The sequence below is a fragment of the Mycolicibacterium rutilum genome, from assembly GCF_900108565.1.
GTDB classification, from domain to species: domain Bacteria; phylum Actinomycetota; class Actinomycetes; order Mycobacteriales; family Mycobacteriaceae; genus Mycobacterium; species Mycobacterium rutilum.
Genome location: NZ_LT629971.1, coordinates 3,612,978 through 3,628,458, shown reverse-complemented (window position 1 = coordinate 3,628,458; position 15,481 = coordinate 3,612,978). Strand labels below are relative to the sequence as shown.

At 67.6% G+C, this 15,481-nt stretch carries 15 protein-coding genes and 1 tRNA gene; 7 read left to right on the top strand and 9 right to left on the bottom strand.

What is annotated here, in order from left to right; all coding sequences use genetic code 11:
• Positions 1 to 12 precede the first annotated feature (12 nt).
• On the top strand, positions 13 to 399 hold the full coding sequence (locus BLW81_RS17605; protein ID WP_083408284.1) for a nuclear transport factor 2 family protein: 387 nt from the start codon (positions 13 to 15) through the stop codon (positions 397 to 399).
• On the opposite strand, the gene BLW81_RS17600 is transcribed toward BLW81_RS17605, so the two are convergent.
• Positions 396 to 1,676 carry an acyl-CoA dehydrogenase family protein gene (locus BLW81_RS17600; RefSeq protein WP_083408283.1) on the bottom strand — a complete coding sequence of 427 codons (1,281 nt, stop codon included), beginning with the start codon at positions 1,674 to 1,676 and terminating at the stop codon, positions 396 to 398. The two genes, BLW81_RS17605 and BLW81_RS17600, sit on opposite strands and share 4 nt — an antisense overlap.
• Positions 1,677 to 1,749: 73 nt before the next feature.
• On the opposite strand from BLW81_RS17600, the gene BLW81_RS17595 reads away from it, so the two are divergent.
• The 4 genes from BLW81_RS17595 (at position 1,750) to BLW81_RS17580 (ending at position 6,003) form a co-directional block, all read left to right on the top strand.
• Complete coding sequence (locus BLW81_RS17595) at positions 1,750 to 2,688, top strand: lytic transglycosylase domain-containing protein (protein ID WP_083408282.1); 939 nt, start codon at positions 1,750 to 1,752, stop codon at positions 2,686 to 2,688.
• A 94-nt stretch (positions 2,689 to 2,782) separates the two neighbouring features.
• On the top strand, positions 2,783 to 4,906 hold the full coding sequence (locus BLW81_RS17590) for an alkaline phosphatase family protein (protein ID WP_083408281.1): 2,124 nt from the start codon (positions 2,783 to 2,785) through the stop codon (positions 4,904 to 4,906).
• 38 nt (positions 4,907 to 4,944) lie between these two features.
• Complete coding sequence (locus tag BLW81_RS17585; RefSeq protein WP_083408280.1) at positions 4,945 to 5,448, top strand: AMIN-like domain-containing (lipo)protein; 504 nt, start codon at positions 4,945 to 4,947, stop codon at positions 5,446 to 5,448.
• Positions 5,449 to 5,496: 48 nt separating this feature from the next.
• Positions 5,497 to 6,003, top strand: a complete 507-nt coding sequence (locus tag BLW81_RS17580) for an alpha/beta fold hydrolase (protein ID WP_157897731.1) — start codon at positions 5,497 to 5,499, stop codon at positions 6,001 to 6,003.
• Between the two features lie 55 nt (positions 6,004 to 6,058).
• On the opposite strand, the gene BLW81_RS29425 is transcribed toward BLW81_RS17580, so the two are convergent.
• Positions 6,059 to 6,253 (bottom strand): hypothetical protein, encoded by a 195-nt coding sequence (locus BLW81_RS29425; RefSeq protein WP_157897730.1) that lies wholly within the window; start codon positions 6,251 to 6,253, stop codon positions 6,059 to 6,061.
• A gap of 120 nt (positions 6,254 to 6,373) precedes the next feature.
• On the opposite strand from BLW81_RS29425, the gene BLW81_RS17575 reads away from it, so the two are divergent.
• Complete coding sequence (locus BLW81_RS17575) at positions 6,374 to 6,670, top strand: excalibur domain-containing protein (RefSeq protein WP_235632027.1); 297 nt, start codon at positions 6,374 to 6,376, stop codon at positions 6,668 to 6,670.
• A gap of 341 nt (positions 6,671 to 7,011) precedes the next feature.
• On the opposite strand, the gene BLW81_RS17570 is transcribed toward BLW81_RS17575, so the two are convergent.
• The gene (locus tag BLW81_RS17570) at positions 7,012 to 7,323 is read right to left on the bottom strand and encodes a hypothetical protein (RefSeq protein ID WP_157897729.1); all 312 of its coding nucleotides are present in this window, start codon (positions 7,321 to 7,323) and stop codon (positions 7,012 to 7,014) included.
• A 181-nt stretch (positions 7,324 to 7,504) separates the two neighbouring features.
• On the opposite strand from BLW81_RS17570, the gene BLW81_RS17565 reads away from it, so the two are divergent.
• Complete coding sequence (locus BLW81_RS17565) at positions 7,505 to 9,628, top strand: Ig-like domain-containing protein (RefSeq protein WP_083408277.1); 2,124 nt, start codon at positions 7,505 to 7,507, stop codon at positions 9,626 to 9,628.
• A gap of 70 nt (positions 9,629 to 9,698) precedes the next feature.
• On the opposite strand, the gene BLW81_RS17560 is transcribed toward BLW81_RS17565, so the two are convergent.
• From BLW81_RS17560 to BLW81_RS17535, 6 genes are all read right to left on the bottom strand, one after another.
• Positions 9,699 to 10,934, bottom strand: coding sequence for an IS256 family transposase (locus tag BLW81_RS17560; protein ID WP_083408276.1), 1,236 nt, complete (start codon positions 10,932 to 10,934; stop codon positions 9,699 to 9,701).
• Positions 10,935 to 11,078: 144 nt separating this feature from the next.
• Positions 11,079 to 11,372, bottom strand: coding sequence for a hypothetical protein (locus BLW81_RS30290; RefSeq protein ID WP_407662372.1), 294 nt, complete (start codon positions 11,370 to 11,372; stop codon positions 11,079 to 11,081).
• A 132-nt stretch (positions 11,373 to 11,504) separates the two neighbouring features.
• Positions 11,505 to 11,578 (bottom strand) — tRNA-Ile (locus BLW81_RS17550).
• Between the two features lie 141 nt (positions 11,579 to 11,719).
• Positions 11,720 to 12,526 (bottom strand): carboxymuconolactone decarboxylase family protein, encoded by an 807-nt coding sequence (locus BLW81_RS17545; RefSeq protein WP_083410616.1) that lies wholly within the window; start codon positions 12,524 to 12,526, stop codon positions 11,720 to 11,722.
• Between the two features lie 52 nt (positions 12,527 to 12,578).
• A complete protein-coding gene (locus tag BLW81_RS17540; RefSeq protein WP_083408274.1) occupies positions 12,579 to 13,952 on the bottom strand; it encodes a TldD/PmbA family protein in 1,374 nt (457 codons plus the stop codon).
• A 2-nt stretch (positions 13,953 to 13,954) separates the two neighbouring features.
• Positions 13,955 to 15,472, bottom strand: a complete 1,518-nt coding sequence (locus tag BLW81_RS17535; RefSeq protein WP_083410615.1) for a TldD/PmbA family protein — start codon at positions 15,470 to 15,472, stop codon at positions 13,955 to 13,957.
• Positions 15,473 to 15,481: the final 9 nt, after the last annotated feature.

The window sequence follows — 15,481 nt, the reverse complement described above, 5'->3', positions numbered from 1 at the left end:
TACCGTCATTCGATGATCTACGGATGGCTGGTTCGTAAAGGGACACAAATCGGGTGGCAGCGATTGTCGGAGCACCGCATCGACGACCTGCCCTTGGCCGGCGACGTCCGCTTCGTCTTTCTCGGTGACCACGCGTTGGCGGCCGACTTGCGCGGCGCCGACGCGCTGCGCGGGTGGCTGCGCGATCTGTTCACCCGGTTTCCCCGGCTGCGTTTCGAGCCGGAGGCGACGGTCGTCGAGGGCGGCCCGTGGTCGATGCGGATCGCGACCCGCTACGTCGCTGTGCAGGACGGTCAGCCGGTGTACCGCGGTTGCACTTTCCAGCGTGTCGTCTGGGGCAAGCTCGCCGAGGAGCGAATCCTGCCCGATACCCAGATGATCGCGGCGGCTCTGTCCTAACGACGACGCGCCAGGTACTTCTCGTACGCCTCGGCGGCGGCCGCGAGTTCGGGCCGCGCGTCGAGCACCGGCTGCATCTTCTGGCGTGCCTCTTCACGTTTGTAGGGCAGGAACTCGGTCGGGAAGTCACCCTCGTGCGGGCTGTAGTCACGCAGGACGCGGCGCGCGACGGTGGCCTTGTGCACCTCGTCGACGCCGTCGGCGATGCCCATCGTCGGCGCTGCGGCGTACATCGCCTGGATCGGGGTGAGGTCGGTGGTGCCGAGCGACCCGAGGATGTGCAGCGCGTTGAACGACACCTCGCGCAGCACCTTGGCCATCGTGAACTTCACCGCGGCGATCTCGGTGCGGGCCTCCTGGGTCGAGGTGTTGTCGATCTTCCACGCGGTCTCGAGCACGAACAGCCGCAGCATGCGGATCATCGCGTAGGACTCGGCGATCTTCTCCTGCACCATCTGGTGTTCGGCGATGACCTTGCCGTGCGACTGGCGGCTCAGCGCGCGCTCGCACATCATGTCGAACGCGAGGTTGCACTGGGCGATGGTGCGCATCGCGTGGTGGATCCGCCCGCCACCAAGACGCCTCTGCGCCAACACTTTTGCACCGTCCTCGGGTCCCAGCAGATGGTCGAGCGGTACCCGCACGTCGCGGTAGACGATGTGGTTGTGGTTGCGGGGTTCGGGCATGATCTCCACGCCCGGCGTCTTGCGCGGCACCACGAACATGCCGTTGGTGCACATCACGAACAGGATGTCGGCGACGCGGCCTGCCGAGGTGAACCATTTCTCGCCGTTGATCACCCACTCGTCACCGTCGCGCACGGCGCGGGTCTTGAACAGGTTCGGATCGGAGCCGCCCTGTGGTTCGGTCATCGAGTACGCCGAGAACATGTCCTGGTTGAGCAGCGGCTTGAGCCAGCGATCCTTCTGCTCCTCGGTACCGTAGGCCGCAAGCATCTCCATGTTGCCGGTGTCGGGCGCCGACGCCCCGAACATGTGCGGGGCGCCCGGATAGCGGCCGATGATCTCGTTGAGCAGGCCGAGCTTGAGCTGCCCGAAGCCCGGACCGCCGAGATCCTTGTCGAGAAAGATCGCCCACAGACCCTGATCCTTGACCTCCTGCTGAAGTTCGCGCACGTAGGACTTGACGGCGGGATCCGGCGAACGCACCGCGTGCGGGAACACGTGGTCGAGCGGGGCGACCTTGTCCTCGCAGAACTGCCTGACCCAGTCGAGTTTCTGCTGCCATTCCGGTTCGGTGCTGAAATCCCAAGCCATGCAGTTCTCCTCGGCTTCTACTATTGGGCCGGTGTCGGCGCTCGGCGCCACGCTATCGGGGGCAGGAGGAGCCATGTCGGTGATCGCCGCGATTCGGCGCGCCGCGCCCGTCGTCGCCGTCGCAGCGTTCGCGCTCACCGGATGCACGACGCCGGCTGAGCCGCCGCCGTCGACCACCGCTGCTCCGCCGTCGACGTCTGCGCCCGCCCCCACGCCGGCACCCGCCCGCCGCGAACTGGCATCCGATCCCGTGCAGATCGCCGACGACCTGGTCGCCGATGAACGCACGCTGCGCGATCCGTCCGCACCGGACGACGTGCTCGTGGCGGCCGCGCATCGCCAGCAGCTCGCGTACCGGACGCTGGGCCGCAACGCCGACTGGGAACGGGTGGCGCGGCCGCGGATTCCCCCGCAACTGGCCGCGATCTACGACCGCAACATCAGCGCACGGCAGCACCTGACCGCGCTGAGCGAGGGCACCGCGCAGGACACCCTGCCGGCGTGGCGGATCGTGCCGCCGCCGCCAGCCGACGAACTGCTGGCCTACTACCGCGAAGCCGAGGCAGCGTCCGGGGTGAGTTGGAGCCACCTGGCGGCGATCAACATGATCGAGACCGTGTTCGGTCGCGTCGCCGGCGTGAGCACCGCGGGCGCGCAGGGACCGATGCAGTTCCTGCCGTCGACGTTCGCGGCGTACGGCGAGGGCGGCGACATCCACTCTCCGCGCGACAGTATCATGGCGGCCGGGCGGTACCTCGCCGCGAACGGCTTCGCCGCCGACCCCGATCGTGCGCTGTTCCGCTACAACAACTCGACCGACTACGTGCAGGCCGTCAACGACTACGCCGCGGTGCTGGCCGACGATCCCGCCGCGTTCGCCGGCTATCACCGGTGGCAGGTGTACTACAAGACGACGGCCGGTGACGTGCTGCTGCCCGTCGGCTACTTCGCGCAGACGCGGATCCCGGTCGCTGAATACCTTTCGTCTCAACCGTCTCCCCCGCCCCGGTGACACGCGGTCCGGCGTGGGAGTTCGCCGAATCTGGCAAACCTGCTCAGCCGAGGGCGTAATTTGCGGCACAGCAGATTTTCGAAAGGACGTCGTCATGGGCTATGCCAGGTACATCGGTCGGGTCGGCGCTCTGGCGGTGACGCTGGGAGTCGGCGTCGCGGTGGCTTCCACGCCGGGGTTCGCCTATGCCGAACCGACGGGCGCGTCCTCGTCGACCGAGGGCTCGACGACGGATTCGTCGCCGAGTGACAAACCGGGGACGACGACCGGCAACGCGACGACGGGTGGCGGGGCCACCGGGGCGACGACACCGGGCACGGAAAGGGCCACCGACGAGAGCGACGCCGACGAAACGGACGCCGAAGAGACCGACGCCGAGGAAACTGAGGTAGAGGAATCCGACGGCGAAGACGGCGACGAGGAAGGCGCCGGTGAGGGCGATGACGAACTCGCGGCCGGCGGAGAGAACGGGACCCAGACCCCGCCGACGACGACCGAGCAGACCCCGCCGCAGAAGAACGACAACCGCCCCGCCGACAACGACGGCCCGGCCCAGCAGAACGCCACCGGCACAGCGCCTGCCGCCACGACGAACACCGGCAGCGGTTCGGCCGACGAGGAGCCCGGCGACAACGAGACCGCCACCGACACCGGGCCGTCGCTGATGGCGTTCACCAGCGACGCCCCCGACAGCGGGCCCGAGGACTCCGACACCGCCTCGGCGTTCCGGACGACGTCCGTCACCACCACGACCACCACCACGCCGGCGGCGCCGCAGCCGCTCGAGGCGCTGGTGAAGATCGTCAACGACGTGGTGTCGGCGATCTTCACGCCGTTCCTCGGCCCGGGTAACTGGTCACCGTTCAACGGGACGCTGCTGACGGGGATGTTGTCGTTGGTGCGCAACGAATTCGACCGGATCTCGAACCGTCGGCCGGCGCAGTACACGGTGACCCAGATCGCCGGGCCGTCGCTGGTCGACGATCCCAACCCGAACGTGTTGGTGATCGGCGTGGACGGCACCAACCTGAGCCGGATCCTGGCCGACGACTACAACCAGAACTTCTTCAACCTGATGAACGACGGCACCACCGCGGCGTCGAGCATCGTCGGGCACACCACGCTGTCGAACCCGTCGTGGACGGCGATCCTGACTGGCGCCTGGGGCGAGAAAACCGGTGTGATCAACAACATCTGGACGCCGTGGACGTATGACAAGTACCCGACGGTGTTCACGATGCTCGAGACGCACAACCCGAACATCGACACGACGAACATCGCCGACTGGGACGTCATCAACGCGATCGCCGGCACCGGCGAGAACTATGCCGACACCAACATCTTCATCCCGCGCCAGGCCAATGACCCCTACTGGGATCTGACCGACGACGCGGTCGGCCAGGCCACCGTGGACGCGATCGCGGCCACCGCGACCGGCAAGCCGACGTTCATGTTCAGCTACTTCGTCGGGGTCGACGAGAACGGGCACGCGTACGGCGGTGCGTCCGAGGAATACAAGTTGGCCATCCGCAACGTCGACGACAACCTCGGGGCCATCCTCGCGGCGGTCGAGGCGTGGGAGACCGCGAACCCCGACGAGGGCGAGTGGACGGTCATCGTCGTGACCGATCACGGCCACCAGCCGCAGCAGGGCCTCGGCCACGGCTTCCAGACGCCCAGCGAGACAGCGACTTTCGTGATCGCGTCGGGTCCGAACTTCAAGGAAGGGTGGGTGAACCCGGAGTACGAGATCGTCGACACGACGCCGACGGTGCTGACGTTGTTCGGCGCTCCGGTGCCGGGCTACTCGGACGGCGTGTCGCTCACGTCGCTGGCCGGCAGCGACGAAGATCCAGCCGATCTCCATCAGGCGCTTCAGGACATGATCGCGACGAACAAGTCGCCGGGACTGATCACCGAGGTGGCGCTGGGTGCGCGGACGATCTTCGCGTCGATCCCGTACTTCATTATGGACTTCACCGTCGGGACGCCGTTCGCGTTCGTCGGCGACATCCTGTATGTGCCGACGAATCTCGTGGCGCAGGTCGTCGCGTTGTTGACCGGTGTCCACGGCGCCCGGATCTTCCCGTTGCTTCCTCCGCCGGCGCCGACGTGGCCGCAGCAGGAGCAGCAGGCGACGGTGCTGGTGCTGTCCTGCAGCGGCGGCATACCCGGTGTGGTTGATGAGACCGCCTGCAGCGCAGGCAATGTAGCCTGACGCAGCTCTCTCGTGGGCGGCGTCGTTAAGCTGAGGTGATGCGCAGGACTCTTGCGGTCGCCGGGCTGCTGGCGCTCGTCGCGGGTTGCGGGCCGGCGGAGGCACAGCCCGACCGCCGCACCGACGATGTCCGCGAGACCCGTCCCGGCCCGATCGCGCACCTGGCCGACGTGCGGGTGGGCGTACACGAGGACTTCGACCGACTGGTGCTGGAGTTCACCGACAGGGTGCCGGGTTACACGGTCGGATATCGAGCGCTGCCGGCACACGCCGACGCGTCGGGCAAGGTGATTCCGCTGCCCGGAGCCGACGCGATGGTGCTGGTGACGCTGAACCCGGCGACTGCGACCGGATGGACGGACGGCGAGCAGACCTACTTCGGGCCGTCGACGGTCAGGGCCGACACCAGGCAGGTGACCGAGGTGAAGGAGGCCGGCGACTTCGAAGCGGTGCTGACGTGGGTCGTCGGTCTGCGTCAAAAGGCGCCGTTCGCGGTGTCGGTGCTCGACGATCCGCCCCGTCTGGTGGTGGATCTCGGCTGAATGGGAAAGTCGGCATTCCGGTCGGACTGGGCACGCACGGAATCAGACGTGCCGACGTCGTTCGGGAGCACCCATGTACTGGCCGCCGGTGACCGGTCGAAGCCGCCGCTCGTCGCGTTGCACGGATCGTCGATCAGCTCGACGATGTGGGTGCCGAATCTGCCGGTCCTCACCGCGACCCACCTCGTCACCACGGTCGGCGCGATCGACGAGGTCGGCAAGAGCGTGGCCGCCAGGCCGACGATCCGCAGTGCCGATCTGGTCGGCTGGCTCGACGAAGTGTTGTGCGCCCTCGGAATTCAGCGATCCGCGTTGGTCGGTGCGTCACGCGGGACGTGGATCGCGACGCACTATGCGGCGGCGTATCCCGAGCGGGTCGAACGGTTGGCGCTGCTGTGCCCGGTCGGAATCGCGGGCGGGATGCGCCCGCGGTTCCTGATGCTCGGACTGACTTCGATGGCGTGCGGCCGAGCTCGCGGCGGGTGTGGTCGATGCTCGATTCGTTGGTCACGCCGGCGTCCCGCGGTCTCCTGCGCCGGCCGCCTTGGGGACTGATCAACGAGCAATTTGTCGCGGGCGCTTTGACTTTCAGCATGTCACTGTCGAATCCTCAGCCGCGGCCGTGGCCGCTGCGCAGCGACTGCGACCTGAAACCGATAGCGGACGCGCGGATTCCGGTCCTGGCGGTCATCGGTGAACAGGAAACAGCGAACAACGGGCCGAGGTCGGCCGCTCGGCTGCGAATGGAATTGCCTGCGGCGAGGATAAAGCTCGTTGCGACGCGGGCCACGGCGTTGCGCAGCACCAGCCCGAGATGGTCGCCGGACTGCTGAACGAGTTCCTCAGCTGACCTCCGCGCGGGAGGCGGAAGTAAATCCAGCAAACTCGCTATGCAACGTTGACGGTCTAGTTAGTATTTGCCCTCGTGGGCAGGTTCGCATCGTTGACGAGCGGTTTCATCTTGGCGGTGGCGCTGTGCGCGGCCACCACGGCCGGCGCCTCGGGTGTGGCGACTGCGCACGAGATGGACTTCGACGCACCTCTGCGACAGAGCTCCGATTGCGACTCGAACTACTCCGGGTGCGTTCCTGTCGCCAGCGACGTCGATTGTGCCGGCGGTAGTGGGAATGGCCCCGAGTACGTCGCCGGTCCCATCACGGTGCTCGGCGATGACATCTACGAACTCGACCGCGACGGCGACGGGACCGCGTGTGACAGCTGACCGCGCGCTGTTGACGTTGCGTGAAGCGGGAAGAAACAAATTTATCTCTTCGATCGTCAATTATCGTTGCTAGCTCCCCATGTGCTGTTACTGTTCGACAGCCGGGCAACTTTGCCCTGTGACACCGGGGCCTGTCGCCAGCCAGCGTTCCCTTTGCCTGGAGGCGGGACATAGTGGTCGATACAAGCGCAGCCTGTTCAGAGTCGCGATCCCCGGTTCGGGTCCGCCGGGTGGCGACCTATGTGGGACGCGTGGGTGCACTGGCGGTGGCGCTGGGCGTCGGAATCGCGGTGACCGGATCGCCCGGAGCCGCGTGCGCGGATACGTCGACGACGAGCCCGTCACCGGACTCGCCCCACACCCGCTAACATCAGCGACACCACGGCCGAAACCGACGCTTCGACCGAGGCCGTCGACGAATCGGCGTCCGGTTCGCCGGTCGAGCAGGCGCCCGACGCTGCTGACGAGACCGGCTCGACCACCTCGCGGTCGACGCAGGAAACCACGAAACTTCCTAACGGCGTAACGATCTCGTCCTCAGGCGGAGCACACACCTCAGGTGCGTCCGACGAGACTGACGAGATCGAGCCGGAACCCGAGCAGAACGAGCAGGACGCCGAACCGGAACTCTCGGCGTCACCGCCGATCGTCACGGCGCCGGTCGAACGCAACGGGTCCAAACACGCGACGCCTGCCGTCACGTCGTCCGCGCAGAACCGCGCCGCGACCGAGAGCACCCCCACACGATCGAGCGCTCGCGGCGTGGAGCCTTCGGGCAGTGCACCCCTCTCGCAGACCCTGGGCGCAGCTGAATCCACCACCGCGAGTGTCGACGTGCCGTCTCCGCTCGTCGGTGAGCGGCACTCGCAGGCACTCACCGCGATGCCCAACCCGATCGCCAGCCTCGTCGCGATACCGGTCGGAATCGTGTCGGCGGTGGTGCAGACGCTGCTGTCGCCGTTCATCTCACCGGGCGGCCCGGCACCCGCGCAACCGCCGTTGCTGTGGGCGGTGCTGGGATGGATACGGCGCGAGATCCAGACGACGTTCTTCAATCGCCGACCGGTGCTGGCCGCCCCCACCGACGTCGAGCAAGTCGACCGCGCGGTCACCGGCGTTGTCGTCGGGTCCGATCCCGACGGCGACAACCTCACCTACACGGTGCAGCCGACGAGCACTGCCGGCGGTGCCGTCACGATCGACGACCGAGGCGAATTCACCTATGTGGCACCCGAGACATGGGATGGCACATCGGTGTTGACCGACAGTTTCACGGTGACGGTCAGCGACAGAGGAAACGGTTGGCACGTGCACGGGCTCGCCGGCCTGTTCTTCGGCGGTAAACACACGACCACCAGGGAGATCAGCGTCGCGCTTGTTCCCACGATGACCGAACCCACTGCCACGGCTGTCGGGGAGGTCACGGTCCCGACGACGTCGACCTCGTCGGCGCAAGGATCCGACGGTACGTTCGCCGTCAGCTACCGGACGGGTTCGGGTACTTCCGCCGACCCGTACCGCACGTTCATCACCGTGGTGCGCCCCGGCCAAGACCCCGTCACGGCCGATGTTCTCGGCTCGGTGCGGGGGCCAGTCGATGTGCTCGCCGACGGCACGGCGGTGGTCACCACCATCAGCGGGTCCGGGACTGAGGCCAATCCCAGTATGGTCACCTTCACCGTCATGCGGCCGGGGATGGCCACAGATTCGAGTACGACGCCCGGCACGGCCGGCTTCGCGGTGACGAACACCAGTGGGACGGCGGTAGCCGGCATCAATTACATTGCGGTCGACGGCGGGTTCCGGATGCGCCTGCGGGTGGCCCGGGTGGGTGAAACGCCGATCGTCATCGACATCGATGAACTGCCGCAATTCTTTCCGCCGTCGGTGACGCCCGACGGCACAGTGGTTTTCACGACCAGCTTGGAGGATGCCGAGGGAACGACGACCTCCCGCACCGTAAACGTGCTGCGCCCCGGTAGCGCCGTCATAGAGAAGTACGCCTTCGCCGAGGACGGCCCGTCACGGCTGGTCGGAGAGCCGGTCGTGGGCGGCGATGGGACGGTCGCCTTCACGACGACCTCGGGGTCGGGTGCTGTCGGCGACCCGGTCGTGACGACCGTGACGGTCCTGCACCCCGAGCGGGACCCCGTCACCAGCAACGCATTTGGCGGCTCCAGCGGTATCGCCGTCGGCAGGGACGGCACAGTGTCCTACGCGACGGGGTCGGGCGGCGGCGTGACGACGGTGACAGTGCTGCGAGCCGGACACGGGGCCGTCGTGTCGACGGCGGATGGAGCGCACTACGGTACGCAGATCGGTGACGACGGAACGGTCGCCTACCAAACCTATACCGGTTCGGGCAGTTCGGCGGATCCGTACCAGCTCACCGTCACCGTGCTGCGCCCAGGCCAGGATCCGTTGGTGGCGACGGCGACCGCGGGATTCCTGAATCCCCTGCTGATGAATCCAGACGGCACGGTCGTGCTCAATACGCTGACCGGCCCGTCGGGCGGATGGCTTCGGGAGTACGTCGTCCTCCGCCCGGGGGCGGACCCCGTGTACATCACCATCACCGACGTCCCGGGCAGCACCGCGGCCATCGGCGACAACGGGACCTTCGCCGTCGTCACCGCGCGCGGCGCCGGCACGGTCGAAGACCCCACACGAACCGAGATCACAGTCCTGCGACCCGGGCGAGTGAACCCGACGCCGTACAGCGCGCCAGGTAGCCCGCGCGGCGCTCCGATCGTCGGCCCCGACGGAACAGTCGCAGTGGCCACCCAGATTAGCCCGACGGCGAGCGCATTCACGGTGGTGCGTCCCGGGCAAGAAGCCCAGACGTACCCCGGCGCGGGCATTCCACAGTCGCCGGCGACGTTCGGACCCGACGGAGTCCTCTACCAACTGCTCGAATCGAACCCGCGAGGAAGCGCAACGCTGCTCGTGGTCGGATAGCGTCCCGTGGAGTGGTGGACTTCGGATCTGGCGTGGTTCACGCGTTGTGATCAACGAGTCATGTTGAACGTTAGGCGATTTGGTGTTGTTTGTCCAGTGCCGCGGCGGCGTGTTTCTTCGCGATGACGACGCGTAGTTCGTCCATGGAGACATCGGAGAGATAGCGGCGGGTGACCTGCCACTCGTCGTGGGCTTCGATGACCACCGCGGTGGCCAGGCGCAGGAACGCCGCGGGGTTGGGAAAGATCTCCACGACATCGGCCCGACGCTTGATTTCCTTGTTCAACCGTTCGATCGGATTGTTCGACCAAATCTTCTGCCAGTGCGCCTTCGGGAACGCAGTGAACGCCAACACGTCGGTCTTGGCCTCGGCCATCATCGCAGCCACCTTCGGGAACGACCCGGCCAGGGTGTCGGCGACGCGGTCCCACTGGGCGGCGACCTCCTCGGGGTCGGTGTGAGCGAAGATCGTCTTGACCGCCGCGGTCACCGCCGGGGCGTGTTTGGCCGCGACCGCGGTGTGCAAGTTCCGCATGAAGTGCACCCGGCATCGTTGCCATGATGAGTTGGTGAACTGTTGGGACACAGCAGCTTTCAATCCAGCATGAGCATCGGAGATCACCAGGTGCACCCCCGAGAGACCGCGAGCTTTCAGCGAGGCGAGGAACTCACGCCAGAACTCGAAAGACTCACTGTCGCCGACCGCGGTGCCCAGTACCTCGCGAGTGCCGTCGATGGACACCCCAGTGGCCACCACGAGGGCCTGAGAGACCACGTGCGCCCCGACACGGACCTTGCAGAACGTGGCATCACAAAACACGTACGGGAAGCTGGTGTGGGCCAGGGAGCGGGTACGAAACGCCTCGATCTCCTCATCGAGGCCCGCGCAGATCCGCGACACCTCGGACTTGGACACCCCGGAGCCCACGCCCATCGCGGCGACGAGGTCATCGACGCTGCGGGTCGACACACCGTGCACGTAGGCCTCCATGATCACCGCGTGCAACGCGCGGTCGATGCGCCGGCGGCGCTCGAGCAGCGACGGGAAGAATGACCCAGCGCGCAGCTTGGGGATCTGCACCTCAATATCACCGGAAGTCGTCGACACCGTCTTCGGTCGGTGCCCGTTGCGGTGCACCGTACGCCCATCGGCACGCTCGTAACGGCCGGCGCCGATCGCCGCAGTGGCTTCAGCTTCAATCAGCGCCTGCAGCCCGGCGCGGATCAGCTCAGCGAACACCGCCGACGAGTCCGCAGACTTGAGCACATCGAGCTGAGCGAGCAAGGCAGAATGGTCCTGGGTCATCGCGTGGATGGTCCTTCGTGAGTCACTTTCGTCGGTAACTCACTGACCACTACGCGATGGCCCACCCCAACACCGGCAACGACACACCCCGAACGTGCCCGTCCAGCTCAGCCCCGGTCCCGAAACCCCACCACCCCAGGGGACTTACCCCGTGGTCGAACCGTCCGGCGAGTCGAAGGCGCTGCCGTTCACCGGCACGATCAGCGGCTTCACGGTCCATCGGACCGGCAGAGCAACACTGTTGATCTCAGCCACCGACGCGGCGACCGCCACGACGACTGTCACGTCGTACGAGATCACGGGCGGGCCGTACCGCCCGTCGGCGATGTGAGTGGGGTGCAGCGTCTGGCGCGACACCCCTGCTTTCGATGCAACCTGCGAAATCGACAAACCATCGCTGATCACCGCCAACACGGCCTGATACCGCTGCTCAGCCACGCTCAACTCCCTCATCTAGGGAGTGTCAAGGATCAACCGAAGCAACTGACAAGCATCAGCCGAAACACTGTCCAGCATCAGCCGAAACAGATATGTCCAGCATCAACCGACCTAATACAGAAAAAATGTGAGTGGGGCGGGCGGGGCTCGAACCCGCGACCAATGGATTATGAGTCCACGGCTCTAACCGACTGAGCTACCGCCCCCGGTGTGTGACGCGAGCCCCATGATCCCACACCCGCCCTCGCCAACCTCACAGCGACTTTGTCGGCGAAGTTGGGACGGCGCGTAGTAGGTGAGCGACTTTGTCGCTGCGAGGCTGGCATTGAGCAGTGTGCACCCCCGCGTCAGGCGATGTCGGCGTACACCGGTTGGCCGTCCTCGCCGATCGAGTACCGCTCGGTGCCCGATGCCACCCGCGGCGCGTCGGCCCCCAGCGACACCGCGATCTTGTTGCACGCATTGCGCATGACGTCGAGCGTCAGCTCCCAGACCTGCTTGCGTGAGAAGTGCTTGCGCACGCCGTCGGCCACCTCCGGCGCGATCGCCGACGGTGACCAGATCAGCGCATCGACATAGCGCAGCGCCGCCTTGTGCGCCTCGGACAGACCCTCGGCCGACTCGTACCGCTCGATCTGCGTGTACAGGTCCTCCGAACCGCCCGCGTCCAGCGCGTCCCCGTCGCGCAGCGACTTGCACAACCGGCAGTTGTGCTGCGTCGCCCCGCGCAGCCGCACGATCTCCGTGGTCACCGGATCCAGCTCCCGCAGCCGCGCCACCGCCGGCGCGAACCCGTTGAGCAATGCGCCGATCGGATCCGACGAGTCGTCCCAGGCGACTTCGTCGCAGCTGCCCGGCCGCCCGAGCCCGACCGCCTCGCAGCCCGCCCACACCCTCGGCACGAAGTCCGCGATGAAGACGGCGACCACGACGCGAAACGCGTTGTTGCCGAACACCTCCAGAAAGCGGCCCCGTTGATTGTCCCCGATCCCGGACACGTCGACCGCGAACTGCTCGGCGAACGCCGCGAGCATCCGGTCCTCTTCGGTCGACTCGTCGAGCAGGTCGGCCGGCAGCGGCAGCGGCGGCACCGACAGCGCCCGCCCGCACGTCAACCGGATCAGCGTGTCCCGGCGGCTGTCTCCCGACGACATCGCCACCAGCCCGGCGATCCGCTCGGCCAACCCGTCGTCGCCCACCCGCCGATTATTGCGCCTGACTGACCGACGACATGTGAAAGTCGGGAATTCGCAACGTCGGCATCGCCGCCCGCGTCGCCCAGTCACCCCACTCACGCGGCAACGTGGGCTCGCTGACCCCGGCTTCGGTCGCCCGGCGCAGCACGTCCAGCGGGCTCTCGTTGAACCGGAAGTTGTTCACCGCGGCGGTCACCTCACCGTCCTCGATCAGGTACACCCCGTCGCGGGTCAGCCCCGTCAGCAGCAGCACCGCCGGATCCACCGTCCGGATGTACCACAGCGTGCTCAGCAGCAGACCGCGCTCGGTGCGCGCGATCATGTCCGCCAGGCTGGCCTCCCCGCCGGTCATCAGCAGGTTGTCTGCCGGCACCGCCGGCACCGTGTCGAACTCCGCGGCCGCCGCCCGCGGATACGCCAGCGCGTTGATCGCCCCGTCGTGAATCCAGTCGACCCGGTTGACGTCCATCCCGTTGTCGAACACCGACATCCGCTCCGACGAGGTCGCGGTCGCCACGAACGGCGTGCAGGCCAGCCCCTCGGCGAACGGATCCGAGTACAGCGTCAGCGGCAGGTCGGTCAGCTTCTCTCCGACCCGCGTGCCGCCGCCGGGCGCGGAGAACGCCGTGCGGCCCTCCTGCGCCCCGCGACCCTCCATCGCCCACGACATGTAGATCATCAGGTCCGCGACCGTCGACGGCGGCAGGATCGTCTCGTAGCGGCCGGCCGGCAACTCGACCGTGCGCTGCGCCCAACCCAGCCGCGTGGACAGCTCGTCGAGCATCGATTCGACCGGCACGTCAACGTAATCCGCGGTGCTGACCCCCACCCACGCGCTGGCACCGTCGCGCTTGGCGTTGATCTCCACCGACCCGGTGGGCTGGGTGAACCGCCTGCGCAAGCCGCCGGAGGTCGCGACGAACGTCGTCTCCAGGATGTGCCGCGCATAGCCGTACAACTGGTCGCGACCGCGGAATCCCCGCGCCAGATCCGCTGCGACAGAACCGAACACCTCAGCGCCCGTCGCCGGGACCGGCGCGTCCCAATCGGCAGGCGCGTCCCCGCTGGACAGCAGCGGCGCGGCGTCGCCGGCCGCCGGCGCCGAGCGCGCCGCCTCCTGCGACGACGCCACCAACCCTGCGATCGCCGCCGGGTCGACCTCGCTCGAGCGCACCGACCCCACGTGCGAGTCGCTGCCCTTGCGCACGATCGACACCACCGTGGTGTAGCGGCTGCGCGACTCCCCGTTGGTGGTCATCGAATTGCCCGCCCACCGCAGCGAGGCGTCCGCCCGGTCGGTCACCAACACGATCGTCTCGTCCGCGCCGCCCAGCCGATCCGCCTCGGCCAGCGCGCGTTCCACCACCTGCTGTGCACCGATCATCGTCACCGCCCCGCCTCGGCCACGGTGTTGAGCACGCTCACCCCGCGGAACAACGCCGACGGGCAGCCGTGACTGACCGCGGCCACCTGACCCGGCTGGGCCTTGCCGCAGTTGAACGCCCCGCCGAGGCGCCACGTCGACGGCCCTCCGACCGCCTCCATCGACCCCCAGAAATCCGTCGTCGTCGCCTGATACGCCACGTCACGCACCTGCCCGTCCAATCGGCCGTCGCGGATCCGGAAGAACCGCTGCCCGGTGAACTGAAAGTTGTAGCGCTGCATGTCGATCGACCAGCTCTTGTCGCCGACGATGTACAGGCCGTCCTCGACGCAGGCGATGAGGTCGGCGGTGCTGACATCTTCGGCGGCCGGCTCCAGCGACACGTTGGCCATCCGCTGGATCGGGACGTGGTGCGGTGAGTCGGCGTACGAGCAGCCGTTGGAGCGGCCGACACCCAGCCGCGGCGCGAACACCCGGTCCAGTTGATAGCCGACGAATATCCCGTCGCGCACCAGGTCCCACTTCTGGGTGCGCACCCCTTCGTCGTCGAAACCGATTGTCGCCAGCCCGTAGTCGACGGTGCGGTCCGCGGTGACGTGCATGACCGGTGAGCCGTAGCGCATGGTGCCGAGCTTGTCGGGTGTGGCGAACGACGTGCCCGCATAGGCCGCCTCGTAGCCGATCGCGCGGTCGTATTCGGTGGCGTGGCCGATGGATTCGTGGATCGTCAGCCACAGGTTCGACGGGTCGATGACAAGGTCGGTCGGCGCGGCGGTGACGCTGGGCGCCTTCACCTTCTCCGCCAGCCACACCGGCAGCTCGGCCAGCTCCTCGGACCAGTTCCACACCTCGTCACCGGCGGCGTACTCCCAGCCGCGCGCCGTGGGCGGCGCGAGCGTGCGCATCGTTTCGAACGTGCCCGCCGCGGCGTCGACGGTGACGGCCTCCAACGACGGCTGCACCCGCACGCGCTGCTGGGTGATCGACGAGCCGAACGTGTCGGCGTAGAACGTCTGCTCCTTGGCGGCATGCCAGCCCGCCGAGACGTGGTCGACGCCGTCGGCCGCCAGCAGCCGCCCCGAGTACTCGCCGAGCACCGCCAGCTTGTCGGCCGCGGCCACGTCAAACGGATCGATCGCATAGTCCGACACCCAGCTCACGTCGGCGTAGACGGGTTCGGCGGCCAACTCGATGCGTTCGGCGTTCAGCGGCGCCAACGTGCGCGCCACCCGCACCGCCCGGCGCGCGGTGTCGGCCGCCACGTCGACGTTGAGTTCGGCGTGCGACGCGAATCCCCAGGTGCCGTCGACGATCACCCGCACGGCCAGGCCGATCTCGCGGTCGACGACCGCGGTCTCCAGGTCGCCGTCCCGCAACTGCATCAGCTCGGTGGTGATCGCGTGCACCCGAAGGTCGGCGTAACTGGCGCCCTCGGCCAGCGCGGCGGACAGGGCGGCATCGGCGAGCGCCGTCCGCGGCAGCGCGAGGAAGTCGGCGTCGACTCGTCGGGTTGCTGTCACGGTCACCAC